General features: G+C 62.2%; 27 protein-coding genes. 15 read left to right on the forward strand and 12 right to left on the reverse strand.

Annotated features, from left to right (window positions below):
• Positions 1–4 precede the first annotated feature (4 nt).
• The 4 genes from CQ041_RS03365 to CQ041_RS03380 are packed head-to-tail and all read left to right on the forward strand — an operon-like array spanning position 5 to position 2,573.
• Positions 5–439, forward strand: coding sequence for a DUF4426 domain-containing protein (locus CQ041_RS03365; protein ID WP_105521095.1), 435 nt, complete (start codon positions 5–7; stop codon positions 437–439).
• Positions 436–1,032 carry an RdgB/HAM1 family non-canonical purine NTP pyrophosphatase gene (gene rdgB / locus CQ041_RS03370; RefSeq protein ID WP_105521096.1) on the forward strand — a complete coding sequence of 199 codons (597 nt, stop codon included), beginning with the start codon at positions 436–438 and terminating at the stop codon, positions 1,030–1,032. Before CQ041_RS03365 ends, rdgB begins: the two co-directional genes overlap by 4 nt.
• On the forward strand, positions 1,029–2,231 hold the full coding sequence (gene hemW, locus CQ041_RS03375) for a radical SAM family heme chaperone HemW (protein ID WP_105521097.1): 1,203 nt from the start codon (positions 1,029–1,031) through the stop codon (positions 2,229–2,231). Before rdgB ends, hemW begins: the two co-directional genes overlap by 4 nt.
• Positions 2,232–2,249: 18 nt before the next feature.
• The gene (locus CQ041_RS03380; protein WP_016972961.1) at positions 2,250–2,573 is read left to right on the forward strand and encodes a DUF3392 domain-containing protein; all 324 of its coding nucleotides are present in this window, start codon (positions 2,250–2,252) and stop codon (positions 2,571–2,573) included.
• A 68-nt stretch (positions 2,574–2,641) separates the two neighbouring features.
• On the opposite strand, the gene trmB is transcribed toward CQ041_RS03380, so the two are convergent.
• The 4 genes from trmB to CQ041_RS03400 form a co-directional block, all read right to left on the reverse strand.
• On the reverse strand, positions 2,642–3,367 hold the full coding sequence (gene trmB, locus CQ041_RS03385) for a tRNA (guanosine(46)-N7)-methyltransferase TrmB (protein WP_105521098.1): 726 nt from the start codon (positions 3,365–3,367) through the stop codon (positions 2,642–2,644).
• A 9-nt stretch (positions 3,368–3,376) separates the two neighbouring features.
• Positions 3,377–4,171 carry a thiazole synthase gene (locus CQ041_RS03390; protein ID WP_105521099.1) on the reverse strand — a complete coding sequence of 265 codons (795 nt, stop codon included), beginning with the start codon at positions 4,169–4,171 and terminating at the stop codon, positions 3,377–3,379.
• A 52-nt stretch (positions 4,172–4,223) separates the two neighbouring features.
• Complete coding sequence (gene thiS / locus CQ041_RS03395; protein ID WP_163001955.1) at positions 4,224–4,424, reverse strand: sulfur carrier protein ThiS; 201 nt, start codon at positions 4,422–4,424, stop codon at positions 4,224–4,226.
• 71 nt (positions 4,425–4,495) lie between these two features.
• Complete coding sequence (locus tag CQ041_RS03400) at positions 4,496–4,873, reverse strand: DUF423 domain-containing protein (protein WP_105521101.1); 378 nt, start codon at positions 4,871–4,873, stop codon at positions 4,496–4,498.
• Positions 4,874–4,947: 74 nt separating this feature from the next.
• Here CQ041_RS03400 and mtgA point away from each other — a divergent pair, with 74 nt between their 5' ends.
• Entirely contained in the window at positions 4,948–5,670 is a 723-nt protein-coding gene (gene mtgA / locus CQ041_RS03405; protein WP_105521102.1) for a monofunctional biosynthetic peptidoglycan transglycosylase, read from the forward strand.
• Positions 5,671–5,741: 71 nt separating this feature from the next.
• Here mtgA and rpoH read toward each other — a convergent pair whose 3' ends face one another.
• The 4 genes from rpoH to ftsY form a co-directional block, all read right to left on the reverse strand.
• Positions 5,742–6,596 carry an RNA polymerase sigma factor RpoH gene (gene rpoH / locus CQ041_RS03410; RefSeq protein ID WP_003176698.1) on the reverse strand — a complete coding sequence of 285 codons (855 nt, stop codon included), beginning with the start codon at positions 6,594–6,596 and terminating at the stop codon, positions 5,742–5,744.
• Between the two features lie 126 nt (positions 6,597–6,722).
• Positions 6,723–7,748: a permease-like cell division protein FtsX gene (gene ftsX, locus CQ041_RS03415; RefSeq protein WP_105521103.1), complete on the reverse strand. Its 1,026-nt coding sequence runs from the start codon at positions 7,746–7,748 to the stop codon at positions 6,723–6,725.
• Positions 7,745–8,416 carry a cell division ATP-binding protein FtsE gene (gene ftsE, locus CQ041_RS03420; protein WP_105521104.1) on the reverse strand — a complete coding sequence of 224 codons (672 nt, stop codon included), beginning with the start codon at positions 8,414–8,416 and terminating at the stop codon, positions 7,745–7,747. The genes ftsX and ftsE overlap by 4 nt, the downstream gene beginning before the upstream one ends.
• Positions 8,413–9,807 carry a signal recognition particle-docking protein FtsY gene (gene ftsY, locus CQ041_RS03425; protein ID WP_105521105.1) on the reverse strand — a complete coding sequence of 465 codons (1,395 nt, stop codon included), beginning with the start codon at positions 9,805–9,807 and terminating at the stop codon, positions 8,413–8,415. Before ftsY ends, ftsE begins: the two co-directional genes overlap by 4 nt.
• A 232-nt stretch (positions 9,808–10,039) precedes the next feature.
• Between ftsY and CQ041_RS03430 the strand changes: the two genes are divergently transcribed.
• From CQ041_RS03430 to CQ041_RS03445, 4 genes are all read left to right on the forward strand, one after another.
• The gene (locus CQ041_RS03430; RefSeq protein ID WP_105521106.1) at positions 10,040–11,395 is read left to right on the forward strand and encodes a pitrilysin family protein; all 1,356 of its coding nucleotides are present in this window, start codon (positions 10,040–10,042) and stop codon (positions 11,393–11,395) included.
• Positions 11,388–12,869, forward strand: coding sequence for a pitrilysin family protein (locus tag CQ041_RS03435; protein ID WP_105521107.1), 1,482 nt, complete (start codon positions 11,388–11,390; stop codon positions 12,867–12,869). The genes CQ041_RS03430 and CQ041_RS03435 overlap by 8 nt, the downstream gene beginning before the upstream one ends.
• Positions 12,869–13,486 carry a 16S rRNA (guanine(966)-N(2))-methyltransferase RsmD gene (rsmD, locus tag CQ041_RS03440; protein WP_105521108.1) on the forward strand — a complete coding sequence of 206 codons (618 nt, stop codon included), beginning with the start codon at positions 12,869–12,871 and terminating at the stop codon, positions 13,484–13,486. The genes CQ041_RS03435 and rsmD overlap by 1 nt, the downstream gene beginning before the upstream one ends.
• A gap of 98 nt (positions 13,487–13,584) precedes the next feature.
• Positions 13,585–14,577, forward strand: coding sequence for a hydrolase (locus tag CQ041_RS03445; RefSeq protein WP_105521109.1), 993 nt, complete (start codon positions 13,585–13,587; stop codon positions 14,575–14,577).
• Here the strand turns inward: CQ041_RS03445 and CQ041_RS03450 are convergent.
• Positions 14,564–15,418, reverse strand: coding sequence for a sulfurtransferase (locus CQ041_RS03450; RefSeq protein ID WP_105521110.1), 855 nt, complete (start codon positions 15,416–15,418; stop codon positions 14,564–14,566). The two genes, CQ041_RS03445 and CQ041_RS03450, sit on opposite strands and share 14 nt — an antisense overlap.
• Before the next feature lie 33 nt (positions 15,419–15,451).
• Positions 15,452–16,123 (reverse strand): TetR/AcrR family transcriptional regulator, encoded by a 672-nt coding sequence (locus CQ041_RS03455; RefSeq protein ID WP_105521111.1) that lies wholly within the window; start codon positions 16,121–16,123, stop codon positions 15,452–15,454.
• Positions 16,124–16,270: 147 nt separating this feature from the next.
• Here CQ041_RS03455 and CQ041_RS03460 point away from each other — a divergent pair, with 147 nt between their 5' ends.
• The 5 genes from CQ041_RS03460 to CQ041_RS03480 all read left to right on the forward strand — a co-directional run bounded on the left by CQ041_RS03460 (position 16,271) and on the right by CQ041_RS03480 (position 20,945).
• Positions 16,271–17,698: a coniferyl aldehyde dehydrogenase gene (locus CQ041_RS03460; RefSeq protein WP_105521112.1), complete on the forward strand. Its 1,428-nt coding sequence runs from the start codon at positions 16,271–16,273 to the stop codon at positions 17,696–17,698.
• Positions 17,699–17,726: 28 nt separating this feature from the next.
• Positions 17,727–18,272, forward strand: coding sequence for a twin-arginine translocation pathway signal protein (locus tag CQ041_RS03465; protein WP_105521113.1), 546 nt, complete (start codon positions 17,727–17,729; stop codon positions 18,270–18,272).
• Positions 18,273–18,411: 139 nt separating this feature from the next.
• Positions 18,412–20,007 (forward strand): GMC family oxidoreductase, encoded by a 1,596-nt coding sequence (locus CQ041_RS03470; protein WP_105521114.1) that lies wholly within the window; start codon positions 18,412–18,414, stop codon positions 20,005–20,007.
• 103 nt (positions 20,008–20,110) lie between these two features.
• The gene (gene coaD / locus CQ041_RS03475; RefSeq protein WP_003176711.1) at positions 20,111–20,590 is read left to right on the forward strand and encodes a pantetheine-phosphate adenylyltransferase; all 480 of its coding nucleotides are present in this window, start codon (positions 20,111–20,113) and stop codon (positions 20,588–20,590) included.
• A 103-nt stretch (positions 20,591–20,693) separates the two neighbouring features.
• Entirely contained in the window at positions 20,694–20,945 is a 252-nt protein-coding gene (locus tag CQ041_RS03480) for a YfhL family 4Fe-4S dicluster ferredoxin (RefSeq protein ID WP_008364838.1), read from the forward strand.
• A 119-nt stretch (positions 20,946–21,064) separates the two neighbouring features.
• On the opposite strand, the gene mutM is transcribed toward CQ041_RS03480, so the two are convergent.
• The gene (mutM, locus tag CQ041_RS03485) at positions 21,065–21,877 is read right to left on the reverse strand and encodes a bifunctional DNA-formamidopyrimidine glycosylase/DNA-(apurinic or apyrimidinic site) lyase (RefSeq protein ID WP_105521115.1); all 813 of its coding nucleotides are present in this window, start codon (positions 21,875–21,877) and stop codon (positions 21,065–21,067) included.
• A gap of 21 nt (positions 21,878–21,898) precedes the next feature.
• A complete protein-coding gene (locus tag CQ041_RS03490; RefSeq protein WP_177429352.1) occupies positions 21,899–22,711 on the reverse strand; it encodes an HDOD domain-containing protein in 813 nt (270 codons plus the stop codon).
• A 278-nt stretch (positions 22,712–22,989) separates the two neighbouring features.
• Between CQ041_RS03490 and CQ041_RS03495 the strand changes: the two genes are divergently transcribed.
• The gene (locus CQ041_RS03495; RefSeq protein ID WP_003195152.1) at positions 22,990–24,186 is read left to right on the forward strand and encodes a class I SAM-dependent rRNA methyltransferase; all 1,197 of its coding nucleotides are present in this window, start codon (positions 22,990–22,992) and stop codon (positions 24,184–24,186) included.
• Positions 24,187–24,209: the final 23 nt, after the last annotated feature.

Here is a 24,209-nt window from a genome sequence, read left to right on the forward strand (position 1 = left end):
GTTCATGAGTCGTTTGGCTATTTTTCTACTGACTGCCTGCCTGGGCGCAAGCGCCATGGCCGCGGACACTATCGACGCTAATCGCAAGAAAGACTTCGGCGACATCACCGTTCACTACAACACCTTCACGTCCAGCTTCCTGCAACCGGAAACCGCCCAGGCCGTCGGCGTGGTGCGCAGCAAGAACAAGGGGTTGATCAACGTGACGGTGATCAAGGGCGTCACTCCGGTGGCCGCGCAAGTGACCGGCACCATCAAGGACCTGGGCGGCAAGAGCGAGATCCTGACCTTCAAGCAGATCAACGAGAAAGGCGGGATCAATTACCTCGCGCCCTACTCCGTCACGCAGCGTGAATACAAGACGTTTACCATCAACGTTGAAACCGGCGGCAAAGCCCATAGCTTCCAATTCAACCAAGAACTGTTCCCGGCCGAATAATGAACCTCACCCAACTCGTATTGGCCAGCCATAACGCCGGCAAACTCAAAGAACTCCAGGCCATGCTCGGCGACTCCGTGCAACTGCGCTCGATTGGCGAGTTCAGCCAGGTCGAGCCGGAAGAGACCGGCCTGTCGTTCGTCGAGAACGCCATCCTCAAGGCGCGCAATGCCGCACGCATCTCCGGCCTGCCGGCGCTGGCGGACGACTCGGGCCTGGCGGTGGACTTCCTTGGCGGCGCCCCTGGCATCTATTCGGCGCGTTATGCCGACGGCAAAGGCGACGCGGCCAACAACGCCAAGTTGCTGGAGGCCCTCAAGGACGTGCCGGACGCCGAGCGCGGCGCGCAGTTCGTCTGCGTGCTGGCATTGGTGAGGCATGCCGATGACCCGTTGCCAATCCTCTGCGAAGGCCTGTGGCACGGGCGCATCCTGCATGCGGCCAGCGGTGAGCATGGCTTTGGCTATGACCCGCTGTTCTGGGTGCCTGAGCGCAATGTGTCCAGCGCCGAACTGAGCCCGGCCGACAAGAACCAGATCAGCCACCGCGCCCGCGCAATGGATTTGCTGCGCCAACGCCTGAGCCTGAAATGACCCAGAACACCTCTGCGCAGCCGCTGATCCACGGCGGCGCGCAAACGCCGCGGGCGCCCCTGACTGTGTTGCCGCCCCTGGCGCTGTACATCCACATCCCGTGGTGTGTGCGTAAATGCCCTTACTGCGACTTCAACTCCCATACCGCCAGCAAGGTGCTGCCGGAAGACGAGTATGTGGACGCATTGCTGGCCGACCTCGATCAGGACCTGCATGCGGTGTATGGCCGCGAGCTGAGTTCGATCTTCTTCGGTGGCGGCACGCCGAGCCTGTTCAGCGCCGCTGCCCTGGGCCGCCTGCTCAAGGGTGTGGAAGCGCGCATCCCGTTTGCCAGTGATATCGAGATCACCCTGGAAGCCAACCCCGGTACGTTCGAGCAAGAGAAGTTCGTGGCGTACCGCAAGCTGGGGATCAACCGCCTGTCCATCGGCATCCAGAGCTTCCAGCAGCAGAAGCTTGAAGCCCTGGGGCGTATCCACAATGGCGACGAAGCCGTGCGTGCTGCCGGCATGGCACGCCAGGCCGGGTTCGACAACTTCAACCTGGACTTGATGCACGGCTTGCCCGATCAGTCCCTGGACGACGCTCTGAGCGACCTGCGCCAGGCCATCGCACTCAAGCCGACGCACTTGTCGTGGTATCAACTGACCCTGGAACCCAACACCGTGTTCTGGAACCAGCCGCCGGCGCTGCCGGAGGACGACACCTTGTGGGACATCCAGGAAGCCGGGCAAGCGCTGCTGGCCGAGCACGGTTACGCGCAATACGAAGTGTCGGCCTACGCCCAGCCCGGTCGCCCGGCGCGGCATAACCTGAACTACTGGAGCTTCGGCGACTTCATCGGCATCGGTGCCGGCGCCCACGGCAAGCTCAGCCACCCGGACGGGCGCATCGTGCGCTCCTGGAAGACACGGGCACCGAAGGACTACCTCAACCCGGCCAAAAGCTTTCAGGCCGGTGCGAAGGCGCTGACCAACGAAGAACTGCCGTTTGAGTTCCTGATGAATGCCCTGCGCCTCACCGATGGCGTTGACGCCACGCTGTACGCCGAACGCACCGGGCTGGACCTGGCCAGCCTGGACGAAGGCCGCCGCGACGCAGAACAAAGTGGCTTGATGCAGGTCGAACCGTCACGCCTGGCGGCGACCGACCGCGGGCAACTCTTTCTCAATGACCTGTTGCAGAAGTTTTTGAGCTGATCGCTCTAAGGAAATCGAATGGATTTGGTACTCGACCTGCTCGCCACCGTATCCCGCTGGAGCCGTAGCAACCTGTCGGAAATCTCACTGGCACTCGTGGGCTGCCTGCTGGTGCTGTTTGGCGCCGACATCAAGGGCTGGGTGGAAGCGCGCCTGGGCAGCATCGCGGGTGCGTTGCGCGTACCGCTGATGGCGCTGGTGTGCATGATTGGCAGCGGCGCGGCGCTGATCTACGCCACGCCGTGGATTGTGCGCGGGTTGAGCCAATTCAATAACTACAGCCTGGCGCCGGTGTTGGTGGTCGTATTGGTACTGATTGGCGTAGTAGCAGACCGCCGCTAACCCCAACTACACCACAAAACAAATGTGGGAGGGGGCAAGCCCCCTCCCACATTTTTGACCGCGTACTGTCAGTCGACTTTCTCGAATTTCAAATCCCACACCCCGTGCCCGAGTCGCTCGCCACGACGTTCGAACTTGGTGATCGGGCGCTCTGCCGGGCGTGGTACGCATTGGCCGTCTTCGGCCAGGTTGCGGTAACCAGGAGCGACGTTCATCACTTCCAGCATGTACTCGGCATACGGTTCCCAGTCGGTGGCCATGTGCAGGATACCGCCCACCTTCAGCTTGCTGCGTACCAGTTCCGCGAAGGAGGCCTGGACGATGCGGCGCTTGTGGTGACGGGCTTTGTGCCACGGGTCGGGGAAGAACAGCATCAGGCGGTCGAGGCTATTGTCGGCGATGCAGCGGTTGAGCACTTCGATCGCGTCGCAGTCGTACACGCGCAGGTTGGTCAGGCCTTGGGTCAGCACGCCGTTGAGCAGCGCACCCACACCTGGGCGGTGCACTTCCACGCCGATGAAATCCTGCTCCGGCGCAGCGGCAGCCATCTCCAGCAGGGAGTGGCCCATGCCGAAGCCAATTTCCAGGGAACGCGGGGCCGAACGGCCGAACACCTGGTCGTAGTCCACCGGCGCATCAGCCAGGGGCAGCACGAACAGCGGCGTACCTTGCTCCAGGCCTTTTTGCTGGCCTTCGGTCATGCGACCGGCGCGCATCACAAAACTCTTGATGCGGCGGTGCTTGGACTCGTCGCCTTCTTCTACGGTGTTCGGCGTTTCGTTTGATTCAGTCATCAATAGCTCTTACTTGATCAGACCATCCAGCGGCGAAGAGGCGCTGGCATAGAGTTTTTTCGGCATGCGACCGGCGAGGTACGCGAGGCGGCCCGCGACGATGGCATGTTGCATGGCTTGGGCCATCATGACCGGCTGTTGGGCATGGGCAATGGCCGAGTTCATCAGCACCGCGTCGCAGCCCAGTTCCATCGCGATGGTCGCGTCGGAGGCCGTGCCCACGCCCGCATCCACCAGCACCGGAATCTTGGCTTCTTCGAGGATGATCTGCAGGTTGTACGGATTGCAGATACCCAGGCCGGAACCGATCAGACCGGCCAGCGGCATGACCGCGATGCAGCCGATTTCCGCCAACTGGCGGGCGATGATCGGGTCATCGCTGGTGTAGACCATCACGTCGAAGCCTTCCTTGACCAGGGTTTCGGCGGCCTTGAGGGTTTCGATCACGTTGGGGAACAGGGTTTTCTGGTCGGCCAGCACTTCCAGCTTCACCAGGTTGTGGCCGTCGAGCAGCTCACGGGCCAGGCGGCAGGTGCGCACGGCTTCGATGGCGTCGTAGCAACCAGCGGTGTTCGGCAGGAAGGTGTAGCGGTCCGGCGACAACACTTCGAGCAGGTTCGGTTCGCCTTCGATCTGGCCCAGGTTGGTGCGGCGCACGGCGAAGGTGACGATCTCGGCGCCCGAGGCTTCGATGGCCAGGCGGGTTTCTTCCATGTCGCGGTACTTGCCAGTGCCGACCAGCAGACGGGACTGGTAGGTACGACCGGCCAGGACGAAGGGCTTGTCGCTACGAACGATGCTCATGGGAAATCCTCGAAATGGGGTGAGGTTCTGCAGAATTCAGAAAGCTGCGCGACTAGCCGCCGCCGATGGCGTGGACCACTTCGACCTGGTCGCCTTCGGTGAGCGCGGTCTGTGCATGCAGGCTACGCGGGACGATATCCAGGTTGAGTTCCACTGCGACGCGACGCCCGGTCAGGTCCAGACGGGTCAGCAGGGCCGCAACGGTTTCACCGTCGGGCAGTTCAAAGGATTCGCCGTTCAACTGAATGCGCATGCCACGGGCCGCCATCGTTTTTAGGGGCCCGCATTCTAGCCCGATTGACGTTGCCGGCCCAAGCCCCTTGGTCAGGCAGCCTGCAGGCGCCATGCCGCCAGGCCGAGGAAAAACCAACCCAGCAGGAACGCCAGCCCGCCGAAGGGTGTGATGATCCCGAGCTTGCTGAAACCTGTCAGCGTCAACACATACAGGCTGCCGGAGAACAGCAGGATACCGACGGCAAACGAAATACCCGCCCAATTGACCAACCGGCCAGGAATATGGGCCGCCAGCAGCGCCACGCCGAACAGCGCCAGGGCGTGCACCAGTTGATAAGTGACGCCGGTGTGGAAGATCGCCAGATAGTCGGCGCTCAGGCGGTTTTTCAGGCCATGGGCGGCGAACGCGCCAAGGGCCACGCCGGTGAAGCCGAAAAAGGCCGCCAACATCAGAAAGCCACGCAACATAAGGAACTCCAGTCAGACTCAAGGGGCCGGGTCTGTATAATGGCCCGCTCAACGGGTTCGGCCAAGCCATCTCTATGCTGCGTCTCCTCTTCAAACGCTTTCTCAACGTCGTGAAATGGTTTGCCATCGGCAGTGTGCTGCTGGTGCTGCTATTGCGTGTCGTCCCGCCGCCGTTCACGGCGCTGATGGTGGAACGCAAGGTCGAATCCTGGTTCGACGGCGAGCCCATCGACCTGCAACGCAGCTGGGTGCCGTGGGACCAGATCTCCGACGACCTCAAGGTGGCGGTGATGGCCGGTGAAGACCAGCGCTTTCCGCAACACTGGGGCTTTGATTTCGGCGCGATCCAGGCAGCCATCCTGCACAACGAGCGCGGTGGGTCGATTCGCGGTGCCAGTACGTTAAGCCAGCAGGTGTCGAAAAACCTCTTCCTGTGGGCCGGCCGCAGTTATTTGCGCAAAGGGCTGGAAGCCTGGTTTACCGGTTTGATCGAGGTGTTGTGGCCCAAGCAGCGGATTCTTGAGGTGTACCTCAATAGCGTGGAATGGGACGAAGGCGTGTTTGGCGCAGAAGCGGCGGCGCGGCATCACTTCGGGGTGAGTGCCAAGGGGCTTTCGCGGCAGCAGGCGAGTTACCTGGCGGCGGTGTTGCCTAACCCTCGGGTATGGAGTGCCAGTCATCCCACCGCGTATGTGGCGCGGCGCGCGGCGTGGATTCGCCAGCAGATGAGTCAACTCGGTGGGGATGGCTATCTCGTCGAACTGAACAACACCCGCAAAGCGCCCTGGTCAGACTGAAACAACGCAGAAACAAATGTGGGAGGGGGCAAGCCCCCTCCCACATGTTTGACCCAGTGTTGCCGGTTGGGTCAGGCAGCGATCGACAACTTCAGCTTGTTCATCGCGCTTTTCTCAAGCTGACGAATCCGCTCGGCCGACACGTTGTACTTCTGCGCCAGGTCGTGCAGCGTGGCTTTTTCTTCCGCCAGCCAGCGCTGGTAGAGAATGTCACGGCTGCGGTCGTCCAGCACTTCCAGCGCTTCGTGCAGGTTGTGGTTGGAGTTGTCGCTCCAGTCCGCATCCTCCAGTTGACGCGCCGGGTCATACCGGTGGTCTTCCAGGTAATTGGCTGGCGATTGGAAGGCGCTGTCGTCGTCCGCTTCGGCGGCCGGGTCGAAGGCCATGTCATGGCCGGTCAGGCGGCTTTCCATCTCGCGCACTTCACGGGGCTCCACGCCGAGGCTTTCGGCCACGCGGTGGACTTCCTCGTTGTTCAGCCACGCCAGGCGTTTTTTCTGGCTGCGCAGGTTGAAGAACAGTTTGCGCTGGGCCTTGGTGGTCGCCACTTTCACGATGCGCCAGTTGCGCAGGATGAACTCGTGGATTTCCGCCTTGATCCAGTGCACGGCAAACGACACCAAACGCACACCCATCTCAGGGTTGAAGCGTTTAACGGCCTTCATCAGGCCAACGTTGCCTTCCTGGATCAGGTCAGCCTGCGCCAAGCCGTAGCCGCTATAGCTACGGGCAATGTGTACGACAAAACGCAGGTGGGCGAGCACCATCTGCCGAGCCGCCCCCAAATCCTGCTCATAATAGAGACTCTCGGCCAGTTCACGCTCCTGCTCGGGCGTCAGCAATGGAATGCTGTTGACCGTGTGCACATACGCCTCCAGGTTTGCACCCGGGACCAGAGCATAAGCAGGTTGCAAAGAAGTGGTCATACGAAACCTCCGACTTACATAACTCGTGCAGTTCAGCACTGCGAAAATTGACCGGGAACCGTAGGACAAGTTCCCTAAACCACTGATACGGTCAATACAAACGAAACCACATTAAACTGACATTAACTACTTCGGCGCCAACTCACGTAAATGACGTGCCACCGCAATCCAGGCACCGATATAACCCAACAATACCGCGCCAAGCAAGAGACTCAGACCATCGGCTACCGGCACGCCGGCCAGGGCAAAATCACTGCCGTAGAGCCCGGCCAGCCCGACCACCGCATCGTTCAGCCAATCAAGGCCAAACGCCAGCACTCCCCAGGACAAAATCCCTGCACCGAAGCCATAGAGCGCGCCCATGTAGAGAAAGGGCCTACGCACATAGCTGTCCGTGCCGCCGACCAGTTTAATCACTTCTATCTCGGTGCGGCGGTTTTCAATATGAAGACGAATGGTATTGCCTATCACCAAAAGTAATGCAGACACCAACAGCACCGTCAACCCGAACACGAAGCGGTCGCCGAGCTTGAGGATCGCCGCCAGGCGCTCCACCCAGACGAGGTCCAACTGGGCCTGTTGCACCTTGGGCATCTCTGCGAGTTTTTGACGCAGGGCTTCCAGTGCGGGCTTGTCGACTTCATTCGGGGTCACCAGCACCACGCCCGGCAGTGGGTTCTCTGGCAACTCCTTGAGCGCTTCGCCCAGGCCGGATTGCTGCTGGAACTCTTCAAGGGCCTGGTCGCGGCTGATGTACTCGGCATCGGCCACGCCCGGCAGGTTCTTGATGTCATCGCGCAGCGACTCACCGTCCTTGGCGCTGGCGTCGATGTTCAGGTACAGGGAAATCTGCGCCGCGCGCTGCCAGGAACCGCCCAGGCGCTCGACATTATTGAGCAGCAACGACAAGCCCATCGGCAAGCTCAGCGCGACAGCCATCACCAGGCAGGTGAAAAAGCTGCCGATGGGCTGCTTGCCCAGGCGACGCAGGCTGTCGAGCAGGCTGGCGCGATGGCTTTCGATCCAGGCGCGCAACAGGGTGCTGAAGTCCGGGCCATCGTCATCGTGATCGTGTTTTTTCTTCTGCGGTTGCGGGTCGGCCGGTTTCGGCGCCACGCGTTCGGAGACTTTAGGGCTGCGTGTCGCACTCATACCCCGGCCTCCCCGTCACCGATCAGGCGGCCGCGTTGCAGGGTCAGCATGCGGTGGCGCATGCGGGCGATCAGCGCCAGGTCGTGACTGGCGATCAATACGCTGGTACCGAGCCGGTTGATGTCTTCAAACACCCCCATGATCTCGGCCGCCAGGCGCGGGTCGAGGTTACCGGTGGGTTCGTCCGCCAGCAGCAGGGCCGGGCGGTGCACGATGGCGCGGGCGATGCCGACGCGCTGTTGCTGGCCGGTGGACAGGTCGCCGGGGTAGAGATCGGTCTTGTCCGACAGCGCCACGCGCTCCAGGGCAGAATCGACACGCTTGGCGATCTCGGCCTTGGACAGCCCGAGGATCTGCAGCGGCAGGGCGACGTTATTGAACACGGTGCGATCGAACAGCAACTGATGGTTCTGGAACACCACGCCGATCTGGCGGCGCAGGTAAGGAATCTGCGCATTGCTGATGGTGGCCAGGTCCTGGCCCGCCAGCAGCAATTTGCCGGTGGTTGGGCGCTCCATGGCCAGCAGCAGGCGCAACAAGGTACTTTTGCCAGCCCCGGAGTGGCCGGTTACGAACAAGAATTCGCCGCGACGCACTCGAAAGCTCAGCTCATGCAAGCCCACATGCCCGTTGGCATAGCGTTTACCGACCTGTTCGAATCGAATCATGAACGCTCCCGCTCGGCGAAAAGTGCCTGTACAAAGGGTTCGGCTTCAAAGGTGCGCAAGTCGTCGATGCCTTCACCCACACCGATGTAACGAATCGGCAACCCGAACTGTTTGGCCAGGGCGAAGATCACGCCGCCCTTGGCCGTGCCGTCGAGCTTAGTCAATGCCAGGCCGGTGAGTTGCACCGTCTGGTTGAATTGCTTGGCCTGGCTGATGGCGTTCTGGCCGGTGCCGGCATCCAGCACCAGCAGAACCTCATGCGGGGCGTCTGCGTCAAGCTTGCCGATCACGCGGCGGACTTTCTTCAGCTCTTCCATCAGATTGTCTTTGGTGTGCAGGCGACCGGCGGTATCGGCGATCAGTACGTCGATGTTACGGGCCTTGGCGGCTTGCACGGCGTCGAAGATCACCGAAGCGGAATCGGCGCCGGTGTGCTGGGCGATCACCGGGATCTTGTTGCGCTCGCCCCAGACCTGCAACTGCTCAACCGCAGCGGCGCGGAAGGTGTCGCCGGCGGCCAGCATGACTTTCTTGCCCTCGGACTGCAGCTTCTTGGCCAGCTTGCCGATGGTGGTGGTCTTGCCGGCGCCGTTGACGCCCACTACCAGGATCACGAACGGCTTGTTCGGGGTGATCACCAGCGGCGCTTCCACGGGCTTGAGCATCGCGGCCAGTTCGGCCTGCAGGGATTTGTAGAGCGCATCGGCGTCGGTCAGTTGCTTACGCGCGACCTTCTGGGTCAGGCTCTGGATGATCACGGCGGTGGCTTCGACGCCCACGTCGGCGGTGAGCAGGCGGGTTTCGATGTCTTCCAGCAGTTCGTCATCGATGACTTTCTTGCCGAGGAACAGGCTGGCCATGCCTTCGCCGATGCTGGCGCTGGTCTTGCTCAGGCCTTGCTTGAGGCGGGCGAAGAAGCCGGTCTTGCTGGTTTCGACCGCCGCAACGGCAACAGGCTCGGGCTCGGGCTCGATAACCGCCGGCACAGGGGCTTCGGTCACCACGGCCACCGGCTCGACCAAGGCAGGAATCGGCGGGGCGATATGCTCGGCCTGCACGTCTTCAACCAGCGCCACCGGCTCTTCGGCCACTGGCAGTTCCAGCCATGGTTTAGGTTCTGGTTCTGGTGCTTGCTCGATTTCTGGCTCTGGCTCTGGCTCTGGCACAGCCTCGACCACCGGCTGCAACACCGGCTCGGCCATCGGCAACACCACCGGGGCCGGGGTTTCGGCAACCGGTTCGGCTTCTACTATTGGCTCAGGCGTCGGCTCAGGCTGAACCGGCGGCTGTTCCTCGACGGTTTCCTGCGGCTTTTTGCGCAGCCATCCGAACAGGCCTTTTTTCTCGCCAGCCGCAGCTGGGGTCTTCTTGTCGTCGTTGGAACCAAACATGGAGACGGCTATCTCAAGGTAGCGACGCGCCAGCAGGCGCGTCGGTAAATAAAATTCGATGCGTAACAGACTGTTTTTTAGCCAGCTCGTTCATGCGCAACATTTTGTAAGGCCTAAATAGGGCCCCGACAAGACTGCCGCAGTGGCCGTCCGTAAATCCGACCAGTATCCTAGCACCTCCTCGCCCGCCTACGCTAAGACCAAGCGGGCAGCCCAACAGGTTAAAAAACGAATGAATGCTCTAGCCCGCCGCGCCGCAGGCCTGCTGTTCAGCACAGTTTGTCTGCCTCTTTCAGCTTTGGCTGCCGACCCACAACCCACCCATGAATTCACCCTCGACAACGGCCTCAAGGTGGTCGTGCGCGAAGACCATCGCGCGCCGGTGGTGGTTTCACAGGTGTGGTACAAGGTCGGGTCGAGCTACGAAACCCCGGGCCAGACCGGTTTGTCCCACGCCCTGGAGCACATGATGTTCAAGGGCAGCGCCAAGGTCGGGCCCGGCGAAGCCTCGCTGATCCTGCGCGACCTCGGCGCCGAAGAGAACGCCTTCACCAGCGACGACTACACCGCCTATTATCAGGTGCTGGCCCGAGACCGCCTGGGCGTGGCCTTCGAGCTGGAAGCCGACCGCATGGCCAGCCTGCGCCTGCCGGCCGACGAGTTCAGCCGCGAAATCGAGGTCATCAAGGAAGAACGCCGCCTGCGCACCGACGACAACCCCATGTCCAAGGCCTACGAGCGCTTCAAGGCCATGGCGTTCCCGGCCAGCGGTTACCACACGCCGACCATCGGCTGGATGGCCGACCTGGACCGCATGAAGGTCGAAGAACTGCGCCACTGGTACCAATCCTGGTACGTGCCCAACAACGCCACCCTGGTGGTGGTCGGCGACGTCACCCCGGACGAGGTGAAAACCCTGGCCCAGCGCTACTTTGGCCCGATCCAGAAGCGTGACGTCCCACCCGCCAAGATTCCGATGGAACTGGCCGAGCCCGGCGAGCGCCTGCTGACCCTGCACGTGCAGACCCAATTGCCGAGCGTGATCCTGGGCTTCAACGTGCCGGGCCTCGCGACCGCCGAAGACAAACGCTCGGTCCAGGCCCTGCGCCTGCTCTCGGCGTTGCTGGACGGCGGCTACAGCGCGCGCATCTCCGAGCAACTCGAACGCGGTGAAGAGCTGGTTTCCGCCGCCTCCACCAACTACGACGCCTACACCCGTGGCGACACGCTGTTCATGCTCAGCGCCACCCCCAACCAGCAGAAAAAGAAAACCATCGCCCAAGCCGAAGCCGGCCTGTGGCGCCTGCTGGATGAGCTGAAAGCCAAGCCGCCAACGGCCGAAGAACTGGAACGCATCCGCGCCCAGGTCATCGCCGGCCTGGTCTACCAGCGTGATTCCATCACCAGCCAGGCCACGGCCATCGGCTCGCTGGAAACGGTCGGCCTGTCCTGGAAGCTGATGGACACCGAGCTCGCCGACCTGCAAAGCGTGACTCCGGAAGATATTCAGAAGGCCGCGCGCACCTACTTTACCCGCGAACGTCTCAGCGTCGCCCATGTCCTGCCCCAGGAGACCGCTCATGAGTGATCGCAACAGCAGCCGCCTGATTTTCCCCGGTCTCATCGCCGTGACCCTGATGGCCGCCAGCGCCGTGTATTTCCTGCGCCCGAGCGAGTCCGTCGCCAGCCCGGCGCTGGACAAGGCCAATAAACTGCAATCCCTCGCGGAGCTGGACGGCAAGGCGCCGACCAACCGCAAGCTCGACGTGCAGACCTGGACCACCGCCGAAGGCGCCAAGGTGCTGTTCGTCGAAGCCCACGAGCTGCCGATGTTCGACATGCGCATCCTGTTCGCCGCCGGCAGCAGCCAGGACGGCGACGTGCCCGGCCTGGCGCTGATGACCAACGCCATGCTCAACGAAGGTGTACCGGGCAAGGACGTGAGCCAGATCGCCCGCGACTTCGAAGGCCTGGGCGCGGATTTCGGCAATGGCGCCTACCGCGACATGGCGCTGGTGTCCCTGCGCAGCCTGAGCGCCGGCGACAAGCGCGACGCGGCCCTGAAGCTGTTTGACGAGGTGATCGGCAAGCCGACCTTCCCCGCCGACTCGCTCGCGCGGATCAAGAACCAGATCCTCGCCGGTTTCGAATACCAGAAGCAGAACCCGGGCAAGCTGGCCAGCCTCGAGTTGTTCAAGCGCTTGTACGGCGATCATCCTTACGCGCACCCGAGCGAAGGCACGCCAGAAAGTGTGCCGAAGATCTCCCTCGCGCAGATGCAGGCGTTTCATGCCAAAGCCTATGCCGCCGGTAACGCGGTCATTGCGGTGGTGGGTGACCTCAGCCGCGCCGAAGCCGAGGCCATGACGGCCAAGGTGTCGGCATCGCTGCCCAAGGGCCCGGCACTGGCGAAGATCGCCCAACCGACCGAACCGAAAGCCGGCCTGAGCCATATCGAGTTTCCGTCCAAGCAGACGCACCTGCTGTTTGCCCAACTGGGTATCGACCGCGCCGACCCCGACTACGCAGCCTTGTCCCTGGGCAACCAGATCCTCGGCGGCGGCGGTTTCGGCACGCGCCTGATGAGTGAAGTGCGCGAGAAACGCGGCCTGACCTACGGCGTGTACTCCGGTTTCTCGCCGATGCAGGTGCGTGGCCCGTTCATGGTCCAGTTGCAGACCCGCGCGGAAATGAGCGGCGGCACCCTGCGCCTGGTGGAAGACGTGGTGGCCGACTACCTCAAGACTGGCCCGACGCAAAAGGAACTGGATGACGCCAAGCGCGAACTGGCCGGCAGCTTCCCGCTGTCCACGGCGAGCAACGCCGATATCGTCGGGCAGTTGGGGGCGATGGGGTTCTACAACCTTCCGCTGACCTATCTGGAAGATTTCATGAAACAATCCCAGGCCCTGACCGTAGAGCAGGTCAAGGCTGCCTTGAACAAACACTTGAGCGCCGACAAGATGGTCATCGTGACCGCCGGCCCGACGACTGCGCAAAAGCCACTACCGCCCCCCACTGATAAACCCGCCGAGCAGCCGCTCGGGGTTCCGGAGCATTAATGGCCAGTTCATCTCGCCCGAAAAAACCCGTCCACAACGTCCACAACGGTGTGGGCCAGCTGCGCATCATTGGCGGCGAATGGCGCAGCCGCAAGCTGAGCTTCCCCGACGTAGTGGGCCTGCGCCCGACGCCAGACCGCGTGCGTGAAACCCTGTTCAACTGGCTCGCGCCCTACATCGCCGGCGCCAAGGTGCTGGACCCGTTCGCGGGCAGCGGCGCGCTGTTCCTGGAGGCGCTGTCCCGTGGCGCCGCCCTGGGACAGGCGCTGGACGCCAGCAACGTGGCGGTTTCCAGCCTCAAGGAACACTTGGGCACGCTGCGTTGCACCACCGGCCAGGTACAGACCGCCGACGCGCTGCGCTACCTGGAAACCCAGCCGGCCAGTGAGTTCGACGTGGTGTTCCTGGACCCACCGTTCAACCAGAACCTGCTCCCCACCGTGTGTGCCCTGCTGGAAGAACGCCAATGGCTGGCGCCCGACTCGTGGATCTACACTGAAAGCGAGACCGCCCCGTCCACCCTCGGCCTCCCGGCAACATGGCGCCTGCATCGGGAACAGAAGTCCGGGCGAGTGTATTACGCGCTGTGGCAGCGCTCGGTCGAAAGCGCCGCTTAACCTGTGGTGAGGGAACGTGCTCCCGCTGGGGCCGCTGCGCCACCAGCGCGGGACAAGCCCGCTCACCACGACAGGCCCGCCATAGCACCGAGAGTTACATGAAGCCCTCCACCCCGCTGTTCACTCCGGCCTTCGGCCTCGGCAACCCCCACCTGCAAACACTGTGGGGGCCGCTGTGGCGCGCGACCACCCACCTCGAGCGCCAGCGTGAACGCCTGTGGCTGGACGACGGCGATTTCCTCGACCTCGACTGGCACGGTCCTCACGATGCGCAAGCGCCGTTGGTGCTGGTGCTGCACGGGCTGACCGGCTCTTCCAACTCGCCCTATGTCGCCGGCCTGCAAAAAGCCCTCGCCGCCCAGGGTTGGGCCAGTGCTGCGCTGAACTGGCGGGGCTGTTCGGGCGAACCGAACCTGTTGGCACGCAGCTATCACTCGGGCGCCAGCGAAGACCTGGCGTCAGCGATTGCCCATCTGCGTGCCAAGCGGCCGTTGGCGCCGCTGTATGCCGTGGGTTACTCGCTGGGCGGCAATGTGCTGCTCAAACACCTGGGTGAAACCGGGGCGGCATCGGGGTTGCAAGGTGCGGCGGCAGTGTCGGTGCCGTTTCGTCTGGATCAGTGCGCGGACCGCATCGGGCTGGGCTTTTCGCGGGTTTATCAGAAGCACTTCATGCGTGAGATGCTGGCGTATATCCGCGTCAAGCAGAGCCGTTTCCTACAGGACGGCCGCGCGGACGGGCTAAAAACGCTGGAAGCTCTGGGCTCGCTGGAGAAAATGCGCACGTTCTGGGATTTCGATGGGAGGGTGACAGCGCCGCTGCACGGTTTCCTCAATGCCGAAGACTATTACCGCCGTGCGTCCAGCCGCTATTACCTGGGCAGTATCCGCACGCCCACCCTGATCATCCACGCCGCCGATGACCCGTTCGTGTTCGCCCACAGCCTGCCTGAGCCAGTTGAGTTGTCGGAGTGCACTGAATTTGAGCTGACAGCCAAGGGCGGACATGTCGGGTTTGTCGATGGAACCTTAAAGCGCCCCGGTTATTACCTGGAGCGCCGCATTCCCGCGTGGTTGCTCAGTCACCGGTAGCGATGGCCCGCGCGGGATCGGTAATCCACTCACTCCACGACCCCGCATACAACTTGCCCAACGGATAACCCGCCAAGCTCAGGGCAAAGAGGTTGTGGCACGCGGTCACGCCCGAGCCGCAGTACGCCACCAGTTCATCCGGCGAGCGCCCTTGCAAGTGAGCGGCGAAACGCTGCTTGAGCTGATCGGCCGGCAAGAATCGCCCGTCGCTGCCCAGGTTCTCGTTGAACGCCGCACATTGCGCCCCGGGGATATGCCCGGCGACTGGATCAATCGGCTCCACTTCGCCGCGAAAACGCGGCTGGGCGCGAGCATCGATCAGCGTCAGCCCCGGCTGGCCCAAGCGCTTTTGCAGGTGCTCCGCGTCCAGCAGCAGGTGGTTGTCCGGTGTACCCGCCAAGGTACCGACCTCCACCAGCGGCGCGTCCAGGCTTAACGGGAAACCTGCGGCATGCCAGGCCTTGAGGCCGCCATCGAGGATAAACACGCCCTCCCGCTTGCCCAGCCACGCCAGCAACCACCACGCCCGGGCGGCAAACGCGCCGGGGCCATCGTCATACAACACCACGTCGGTATCGTCGCTGATGCCCCACGCCCGCAATTGCTGAACCAAGGTATCTGCCGCCGGCAACGGATGACGACCGGTCACGCCTTTGGTCACTGGTCCACTGAGATGTCGCTCCAGGTCGGCGTATTGCGCACCGTCAATATGCCCTTCGGCATAGCTGCAACGCCCGTAGTCCGGGTCTTCCAAGGCAAATCGGCAATCCAGGATCACCAACCCGCCGGCCTTCTGGCGTTCGGCCAATTGCGTAGGGCTGATCAGTTGGGCAAGCGGCATGACGGACTCCTGTGGATAAATTCGGGAAAGGTCCTACTTCACTTCTTCCAGTGCCTGACTCAACGGCACGTAAAACTCTTTGAACAGCGCGTCAACTGCGTCCTTGGCCTGGGGGGTGACAAACCCCGCTTCCAGCACGAGGACCTGATACACCCCGCGCTTGATCGCTTCGGCGCTCAAGTGCGCGGAGTTTTCATTGGTGGTGCACAAAAAGCGCACCCACGAGGTGAGGATGATCCACGCGTTGAGGGTGAGGGCTTCGGTTTGGATCGGGTCCATATTGAGGATGCCCGCATCGACAAAACCTCGATAAATGGCATTGCCCTGGGTCAGGCAGCGCTGGGAAAAACGCCGGTAGCCGGTGGCCAGTTCCGGGTCGCTCTCCAGCAAGTGTTCGAGATCGCGGTGCAGGAAGCGATAGCGCCACATGCCCGCCAGCAGGGCCTGCAGGTAGAAACGCTTGTCCTGGACCGTGGCTGCACGCCCCTCGGGTGGGCGCAGGAAACTGTCCACCAAGGCTTCGTATTCACGGAACAGCACGGCGATGATCGCCTGCTTGTTGGGGAAGTGGTAGTACAGGTTGCCCGGTGAAATTTCCATATGGGCAGCGATATGGTTGGTGCTCACACTGCGCTCTCCCTGCTGGTTAAAAAGCTCCAGGCTGGTTTGCACAATGCGCTCGCTGGTCTTTACTCGTGGTGCCATAGGGGAATCAGCTTCTATACACGTGAAGGGGCATCTTACGGCCTATCCCGGCCGGGATAAAACAGCATGTTGCTGCAATGATATTTGACAACTTAGAGTAATAACTCTAAAAATCCAGGCAGACCTATAACAATCGGGAACTGCGCCATGTCTGCCAACATTGCCTACCTGCAAGATTCCCAGGCGCTGGATCAACTCCAGGACCTGTTCGACGCCCAGCGCCACGCCTACGCGGCCAATCCCATGCCGCCTGCAGCCCAGCGCCAGCAATGGCTCAAGGCGCTGCGCGAATTGCTCAGCGATGAACGCCAGGCACTCATCAGCGCGATCAGCCAGGACTTCAGCCACCGCAGCGCCGACGAAACGCTGTTCGCCGAACTGATGCCGAGCCTGCATGGCATCCACTACGCCAGCAAACACCTCAAGGGCTGGATGAAACCTTCGCGCCGCGCTGTAGGCATTGCCTTCCAGCCGGCGTCCGCCAAGGTCATCTATCAGCCGTTGGGCGTGGTCGGCGTGATCGTGCCATGGAACTACCCGCTGTACCTGGCCATCGGCCCGCTGGTCGGTGCGTTGGCGGCGGGTAACCGGGTGATGCTCAAGCTCAGCGAATCCACCCCGGCCACCGGCGAATTGCTTAAAAAGCTGCTGGCAAAGATCTTCCCCGAAGACCTGGTGTGCGTGGTCTTGGGCGAAGCCGAAGTGGGCATGGCGTTTTCCAGACTGCGTTTCGACCATCTGCTCTTCACCGGCGCTACCAGCATTGGCAAACATGTGATGCGCGCGGCGGCCGAGCACTTGACCCCGGTCACCCTGGAATTGGGCGGCAAGTCGCCGGCCATCGTCTCGGCCGATGTGCCCCTCAAGGACGCCGCCGAACGCATCGCCTTCGGTAAAGCGCTGAACGCCGGGCAAACCTGTGTGGCGCCGGACTATGTGTTGGTGCCGGAAGAGCGCGTGGACGCCTTCGTCGAGGCCTACACCCAGGCCGTGCGCGGGTTTTACCCCACGCTCGCCGACAACCCGGACTACACGGCCATCATCAACGAGCGGCAATTGGCGCGCCTGAATGCCTACATCAAGGACGCCATCGACAAAGGCGCCACGCTGGTTCCGCTATACGATCAAGGCCAGGCCCGGCGCATGGCCCACAGCCTGCTGCTGAATGTCAGCGATGACATGACGGTGATGCAGGACGAGATCTTCGGCCCGGTGCTGCCCATCGTGCCCTATCGCGGCATCGACCAGGCGTTTGCCTACGTCAACCAGCGCCCTCGCCCGTTGGCCCTTTACTACTTCGGCTACAACAAGGGCGAGCAGAACCGCGTGCTGCACGAGACCCATTCCGGCGGCGTATGCCTGAACGACACGCTGCTGCACGTGGCCCAGGACGATATGCCTTTCGGCGGTATCGGCCCTTCAGGCATGGGCCACTACCACGGGCATGAAGGCTTTCTCACTTTCAGCAAGGCCAAGGGTGTGCTGGTCAAGCAGCGCTTGAATGCGGCGAAGTTGATCTACCCGCCCTACGGAAAATCGATCCAGAAGCTGATCCAGAAGCTGTTTATCCGTTGATATCGCCACTCTCGGGACAATAAAAACAATGAACCCCAGCCTGACTGATACACCCGCGCTGTCACGGCGCGGCGTCCTGAAAATCGGCCTGTGCGCCAGCGCCTTCCTGGCCACCGCCGGGTTGGGCGCCAGCCTCAGCGGCTGTTCCAGCAGCACGCCGGCCAGCGGATTTGCGATGTTGCGCAGCAGTGACCTGCCGTTCCTGCGCGCGGTGATCCCGGTGCTGCTGGAAGGTGTCGCGAGCACCGAGGCAGTCGCCAGCGGAATCGAGGGCACGCTGAAAAAACTCGACTTCAGCCTGCAGCACCTGTCGCCAGAAATGTTCAAGCTTACCCAGCAATTGTTTGACGTGCTCGGCATGGGCATTACCCGAGGCCCGTTGACCGGGATCTGGGGCAGCTGGGAAAACGCCGAGCCCGAGCAGATCCGCAACTTCCTGCACCGCTGGGAGAACAGCTACCTGAACCTGCTGCGCATGGGCCAGGGCTCGCTGCTCAAGCTGGTGATCATGGCGTGGTATTTCCAGCCGGCATCGTGGGCCCACTGTGGCTATCCCGGCCCACCGAAGATCTAGCCTTGAAAACCTAATCAAATGTGGGAGGGGGCTTGCCCCGGATGGCGGTGTATCAGAAAAAATTTATTGCCTGACCCTCCGCTTTCGGGGGCAACCCCCCTCCCACATTGGCTGCCTATAACAACAAGAGTGCACACCTATGCCCGTACCCGATCTGTTCCGCGAGGGCCTGGCCCGCGGCTGGAAAACCCACAACGGCGCCGCCCTCGACAGCGACCTGACCCTGGAAGCCGACGTTGCCATCATTGGCAGTGGCGCGGGTGGCGGTACAACGGCTGAAATCCTCAGCGCCGCTGGCTACAAGGTGCTGCTGATCGAAGAAGGCCCGCTCAAGACCAGCAGCGACTTCAAACTGCTCGAAGACGAGGCCTACACCAGCCTCTATCAGGAGGGTATCGGGCGCATGAGCAAGGACGGTGCGATTACCATCCTGCAAGGCAGGGCGGTGGGCGGCACCACCTTGATCAACTGGACGTCGAGCTTTCGCACGCCCGACGCCACCCTTTCCCACTGGGCCAGCGAATACGCGGTGAAAGGCCATAGCAGTGCCGAAATGGCCCCCTGGTTCGAAAAGATGGAGCAACGCCTCGGCATCGCGCCCTGGGCCCTGCCACCCAACCCCAACAACGATGTCATCCGCAAAGGCTGCGAACAGCTCGGCTACAGCTGGCACGTGATCCCGCGCAACGTGCGTGGCTGCTTCAACCTGGGGTATTGCGGCATGGGCTGCCCGGTCAATGCCAAACAGTCGATGCTGGTGACCACCATTCCCTCCACCCTGGAAAAAGGCGGCGAGCTGCTTTACCTCGCCCGCGCTGATCGCCTCAGGTACAGCGGCGACACCATCAGTAGCCTCGAATGCGTGGCGATGGACGAACGATGTGTAGCGCCCACCGGTCGCAAGATCACGGTAAAGGCCAAGCATTACGTACTCTCCGGCGGCGGCATCAACAGCCCGGCGTTGCTGATGCGTTCGGACGCCCCCGACCCGCACTCGCGCGTTGGCAAGCGCACCTTCCTGCACCTGGTGAATTTCTCCGCCGGACTGTTCGACGAGGTCATCAACCCGTTCTACGGCGCGCCGCAGTCGATCTATTCGGACCATTTCCAATGGCAAGACGGCACCACCGGAAAAATGTCTTACAAGCTGGAGGCTCCGCCCTTACATCCAGCGCTGGCCAGCACCTTGCTCGGCGGATACGGCGCGCAGAACGCCCTGGACATGAGCCAATTGCCCAACACCCACGCCATGCTGGCCCTGCTGCGCGATGGCTTTCACCCGGACAGCGTCGGCGGCACTGTGGAACTGCGTGGCGATGGCACGCCGGTGCTCGACTATCAGGTCTCGGCTTACGCCTGGGACGGCCTGCGTCGCGCCTTCCACAGCATGGCCGAGATCCAGTTCGCCGCTGGCGCGCAGTCAGTCAAGCCACTGCACCACGACGCGCGCTACGTGAAAACCCTGGGTGAGGCCCGCGCGATGATCGATGGCCTGAACCTTGAGCTGCATCGAACCTGCCTGGGCAGTGCTCATGTGATGGGCGGTTGTGCGATGGGTGAAGACCCCAAAAATGCGGTGGCCGACAGCCTGGGTCGTCATCACCAGTTACGCAACCTGTCGATCCACGATGGCTCCCTGTTCCCCACCAGTATTGGCGCCAACCCACAATTATCCGTGTATGGATTAACCGCCCAACTGGCGACAGCATTGGCCGAACGTCTGAAAACGGCATGAAAAAACCCGGTCTATCGAGGCTTCTTCTGCATAAGTTGACTTGGCCGACAGGGATGGCTGCGATACCATCCGGTTCCCCAACGGACTCCGCCAGGACGACGCGATGAACCGAGTGTTGTACCCAGGTACCTTCGACCCGATTACCAAAGGCCATGGCGATTTGGTCGAACGCGCCTCTCGCTTGTTCGACCATGTGATCATCGCGGTCGCGGCCAGCCCCAAGAAAAACCCGCTGTTTCCACTGGAACAGCGCGTGGAGCTGGCGCGAGAGGTCACCAAGCACCTGCCCAACGTGGAGGTGGTGGGGTTTTCCACGCTGCTCGCCCACTTTGCCAAGGAACAGAATGCCAATGTGTTCCTGCGCGGGCTGCGCGCGGTGTCGGACTTCGAATACGAGTTCCAGCTGGCCAACATGAACCGCCAACTGGCGCCGGACGTGGAAAGCCTGTTCCTTACTCCGTCGGAGCGTTATTCGTTCATTTCCTCGACGTTGGTGCGTGAAATTGCCGCTTTGGGCGGCGATATCACCAAGTTCGTGCACCCGGCTGTGGCGGATGCGCTGACCCTGCGCTTCAAGAAGTAACCCCGCTCGATCGGCGCCCGCTCGCACTGCGGGCGCCAATGCGGCACAATTGCGCGCATTAGTTTTCCAGATGCCTTGGCTGACAGCCCTGGCAGGAGTTTCCATGTCCCTGATCATCACCGACGATTGCATCAACTGCGACGTCTGCGAACCCGAGTGCCCGAACGCTGCGATTTCCCAAGGTGAGGAGATCTATGTGATCGACCCGAACCTGTGCACCCAGTGCGTGGGCCACTACGACGAACCTCAGTGCCAGCAGGTCTGCCCGGTGGATTGCATTCCGCTGGACGAAGCCCATCCGGAGTCGGAAGAGCAACTGATGGAGAAGTACCGCAAGATTACTGGCAAGGCTTGAGGGCCTCATCGGGGGCAAGCCCCCTCCCACATTTGACCGGGTTCACAGCTAGCTGTTGGTGAATACAGTCAGTGTGGGAGGGGCTTGCCCCGGTAGCAATCTCAGCCCTCACACAGCAATCAGCGCTGGCACTTGGGGCAAAACACACTCGCCCGCTGCCCCAGCACCACATTGCGCAGTTCAGTCCCGCAGACCTTGCAGCCATCGCCCCCACGGCCGTACACGAACAGCTCCTGCTGGAAGTATCCCGGCTGCCCGTCGCCACCGATAAAGTCCCGCAACGTGGTACCGCCACGCTCAATGGCCGCCGCCAGTACCCGTTTGATCTCGATCGCCAGCTTCAAATAACGCGCCCGTGAAATGCCGCCTGCTGCGCGACGTGGGTCGATCCCCGCCGCAAACAGGGCTTCGGTCGCGTAGATATTGCCCACGCCCACCACCACCGCGTTGTCCATGATGAATGGTTTCACCGCCATCGACTTCCCACGGGACAGCTGGAACAGCCGCTCGCCATCGAATAGGTCGGTCAACGGCTCCGGCCCCAGGCGAATCAGCAGCTCATGGTTGTGCGGGTCCTGGCTCCAGAGCATCGCGCCAAAGCGTCGCGGGTCGGTGTAGCGCAGGGCCAGGCCCGACTCCAGTTCGATGTCCACATGCTCATGCTTGGCCGCCGGCAACCCGGCTTCCACCAGGCGCAGGTTGCCGGACATGCCCAAGTGGCTGATCAAGGTGCCCACTTCGGCATTGATCAACAAATACTTGGCCCGCCGCTCCACCAGCACGATGCGCTGCCCGGACAGGCGCACATCCAGGTCTTCCGGGATCGGCCAGCGCAGGCGCCGCTCTCGCACCACCACGCGGCTGACGCGCTGGCCTTCCAGATGCGGGGCAATGCCGCGTCGGGTGGTTTCGACTTCGGGTAACTCGGGCATGCATACCTCGTGTAGGAAGGGTCAGTGGGCGCCCAGTTCGCGGATCGACAGCTTCATGCTTTCGAAGTCGTAATCCGACAGGCCCACGTAGTCCAGCACCAGATGGCTGATGGCGTTCCACTCATGGTCCACCGCCTGGTTGCCCAGTACGCGGTAGGACGAGCAGATATGCTCGGCCATTTTCAGCATCGCCAGCAGGTTTTTCAGCTGCGGGTTGCGCGACGATTCATCGCTGAAGATCGCCAGGGCGTTGTGGTGGTTGGCGATGGCGTCGGTCACGTGTTCCGGCAGGCGCCAGGACTTGGCGGTGTAGTAGCCGACCACCGCATGGTTGGTGTTGAACGCGCGGTTCTCGGTGTCGACCACCCGGCAGTCAGGGCCGGCATTGGCGTAGGCTTCTTCGAGCACCGCCATGTAATTGGGGAAGCGCTTGAGCATCAGCGGCACGCCGCAGTCGTGGAACAGGCCCAAGGCATAGGCTTCGTCCACGGCCTGGGAGCCGGTGCGCTTGGCCAGGGTGAGGCAGGTCATGGCCACATCCTGGGCGGTGTCCCAGAAGCGGTTGAGGGTGACGATGGTGTCGTCGCTCATCTCGCCCTTGATCGACTGCGCGTTGATCAGGTTGATGATCGAGCGGCTGCCTAACAGGTTCACGGCGCGCTGGATCGAGGCGATCTTGTTGCTCAGGCCGTAGTACGGCGAGTTGACGATCTTCAGCAACGCGCCGGACAGGCCCGGGTCCTGGGCGATCAGCCGCGCGATCACTTCCAGGTCCGGATCGGGCATGTACTGCTCCATCTGCAAATCCACCATGATTTGCGGTTGGGGCGGCACGCTGATGCCTTGCAGGGCCTGTTGGATCTGTTCGGCGGATAGCTCTTGGGACATAAGTACTTACTCTGGACTAGGGTGCGATTCTACCCTCTTAGCAAACCTGACCGACACCTCAAAAACCCGAACGAAATAGGATCAAATGTGGAAGCGGGCTTGCCTGCAACAGCATCACCGCCGTACGTCTGATACACCGCGCCGTCTGCATCGCGGGCAAGTCCGCTCCCACATGAACCGCGCCGCAACAGGTATACTCCCGCTCTTTTTTCCGGAGCGACGTCATGTCCCTGCCAAGCCTGCGTCTCAAAGCCAACGCCGATCGTCGTTTGCGCAACGGCCACCTGTGGGTCTACAGCAACGAAATCGACGTGGCCGCCACCCCACTCCACGGCTTCCAGGCGGGCGACCAGGCTATCCTGGAAGCGGCCGGCGGCAAGACCCTGGGCATCGTGGCCATGAGCCCGAACAACCTGATCTGCGCGCGCCTGCTGTCGCGCGACATCAAGTTGCCGCTGGACAAGTCGCTGCTGGTGCATCGCCTGAACGTCGCCCTGTCCCTGCGTGATCGCCTGTTCGACAAGCCGTTCTACCGCCTGGTCTACGGTGATTCCGACCTGTTGCCAGGCCTGGTGGTCGACCGTTTCGGCGACATCCTGGTGGTGCAGATCGCCTCGGCGACCATGGAAGCCCATAAAGAAGACGTGATCGCAGCGCTGACCCAGGTGCTCAAGCCAAGCGGCATCCTGTTCAAGAACGACTCCGCCGCGCGCGACGCCGAAGGCCTCAACCGCTACGTCGAGACCGTGTTCGGCCTGGTGCCGGAGTGGGTTGCACTGGAAGAAAACGGCGTGAAATTCGAAGCCCCGGTGATCCAGGGCCAGAAGACCGGCTGGTTCTACGACCACCGCATGAACCGCGCCCGCCTGGCCCCGTATGCCAAAGGCAAGCGCGTGCTCGACCTGTACAGCTACATTGGCGGCTGGGGCGTGCAGGCTGCTGCCTTCGGCGCCAGTGAAGTGTTCTGCGTCGACGCCTCCGCCTTCGCCCTCGACGGCGTCGAGCGCAACGCCGCGCTGAACGGCTTTGCCGAGAAGATGACCTGCATCGAAGGCGACGTGTTCGAAGCGCTCAAAGAGCTCAAAGCCAGCGAAGAACGCTTCGACGTGATCGTCGCCGACCCACCGGCCTTCATCAAGCGCAAGAAAGACATGAAGAACGGCGAAGGCGCCTACCGCCGCCTGAACGAGCAAGCCATGCGCCTGCTCAGCAAGGACGGCATCCTGGTCAGCGCGTCGTGCTCCATGCACCTGCCGGAAGACGACCTGCAAAACATCCTGCTGACCAGCGCCCGCCACCTGGACCGCAACATCCAGATGCTGGAGCGTGGCGGCCAGGGCCCGGATCATCCGGTGCACCCGGCGATTGCCGAGACGCGCTACATCAAGAGCATTACGTGCCGTCTGCTGCCCAATAGCTAACCGACACCTGTAGGAGCGAGCTT

The sequence above is a fragment of the Pseudomonas sp. MYb60 genome, assembly GCF_002979555.1.
Lineage (GTDB): Bacteria > Pseudomonadota > Gammaproteobacteria > Pseudomonadales > Pseudomonadaceae > Aquipseudomonas.

Bases quoted from the DNA above. Each gene is read 5' to 3' on its own strand.
- CQ041_RS03450 (WP_105521110.1), bottom strand. From the start codon at position 15,418: ATGCCGCTTGCCCAACTGATCAGCCCTACGCAATTGGCCGAACGCCAG.
- CQ041_RS03470 (WP_105521114.1), top strand. From the start codon at position 18,412: ATGCCCGTACCCGATCTGTTCCGCGAGGGCCTGGCCCGCGGCTGGAAA.
- ftsX (WP_105521103.1), bottom strand. From the start codon at position 7,748: ATGAGTGCGACACGCAGCCCTAAAGTCTCCGAACGCGTGGCGCCGAAA.
- CQ041_RS03455 (WP_105521111.1), bottom strand. From the start codon at position 16,123: ATGGCACCACGAGTAAAGACCAGCGAGCGCATTGTGCAAACCAGCCTG.
- trmB (WP_105521098.1), bottom strand. From the start codon at position 3,367: ATGACTGAATCAAACGAAACGCCGAACACCGTAGAAGAAGGCGACGAG.
- rpoH (WP_003176698.1), bottom strand. From the start codon at position 6,596: ATGACCACTTCTTTGCAACCTGCTTATGCTCTGGTCCCGGGTGCAAAC.
- hemW (WP_105521097.1), top strand. From the start codon at position 1,029: ATGACCCAGAACACCTCTGCGCAGCCGCTGATCCACGGCGGCGCGCAA.
- coaD (WP_003176711.1), top strand. From the start codon at position 20,111: ATGAACCGAGTGTTGTACCCAGGTACCTTCGACCCGATTACCAAAGGC.
- ftsE (WP_105521104.1), bottom strand. From the start codon at position 8,416: ATGATTCGATTCGAACAGGTCGGTAAACGCTATGCCAACGGGCATGTG.
- CQ041_RS03430 (WP_105521106.1), top strand. From the start codon at position 10,040: ATGAATGCTCTAGCCCGCCGCGCCGCAGGCCTGCTGTTCAGCACAGTT.
- CQ041_RS03445 (WP_105521109.1), top strand. From the start codon at position 13,585: ATGAAGCCCTCCACCCCGCTGTTCACTCCGGCCTTCGGCCTCGGCAAC.
- CQ041_RS03465 (WP_105521113.1), top strand. From the start codon at position 17,727: ATGAACCCCAGCCTGACTGATACACCCGCGCTGTCACGGCGCGGCGTC.
- CQ041_RS03365 (WP_105521095.1), top strand. From the start codon at position 5: ATGAGTCGTTTGGCTATTTTTCTACTGACTGCCTGCCTGGGCGCAAGC.
- CQ041_RS03460 (WP_105521112.1), top strand. From the start codon at position 16,271: ATGTCTGCCAACATTGCCTACCTGCAAGATTCCCAGGCGCTGGATCAA.
- CQ041_RS03435 (WP_105521107.1), top strand. From the start codon at position 11,388: ATGAGTGATCGCAACAGCAGCCGCCTGATTTTCCCCGGTCTCATCGCC.
- CQ041_RS03400 (WP_105521101.1), bottom strand. From the start codon at position 4,873: ATGTTGCGTGGCTTTCTGATGTTGGCGGCCTTTTTCGGCTTCACCGGC.
- CQ041_RS03390 (WP_105521099.1), bottom strand. From the start codon at position 4,171: ATGAGCATCGTTCGTAGCGACAAGCCCTTCGTCCTGGCCGGTCGTACC.
- rsmD (WP_105521108.1), top strand. From the start codon at position 12,869: ATGGCCAGTTCATCTCGCCCGAAAAAACCCGTCCACAACGTCCACAAC.
- CQ041_RS03495 (WP_003195152.1), top strand. From the start codon at position 22,990: ATGTCCCTGCCAAGCCTGCGTCTCAAAGCCAACGCCGATCGTCGTTTG.
- mtgA (WP_105521102.1), top strand. From the start codon at position 4,948: ATGCTGCGTCTCCTCTTCAAACGCTTTCTCAACGTCGTGAAATGGTTT.
- CQ041_RS03380 (WP_016972961.1), top strand. From the start codon at position 2,250: ATGGATTTGGTACTCGACCTGCTCGCCACCGTATCCCGCTGGAGCCGT.
- mutM (WP_105521115.1), bottom strand. From the start codon at position 21,877: ATGCCCGAGTTACCCGAAGTCGAAACCACCCGACGCGGCATTGCCCCG.
- CQ041_RS03480 (WP_008364838.1), top strand. From the start codon at position 20,694: ATGTCCCTGATCATCACCGACGATTGCATCAACTGCGACGTCTGCGAA.
- thiS (WP_163001955.1), bottom strand. From the start codon at position 4,424: ATGCGCATTCAGTTGAACGGCGAATCCTTTGAACTGCCCGACGGTGAA.
- ftsY (WP_105521105.1), bottom strand. From the start codon at position 9,807: ATGTTTGGTTCCAACGACGACAAGAAGACCCCAGCTGCGGCTGGCGAG.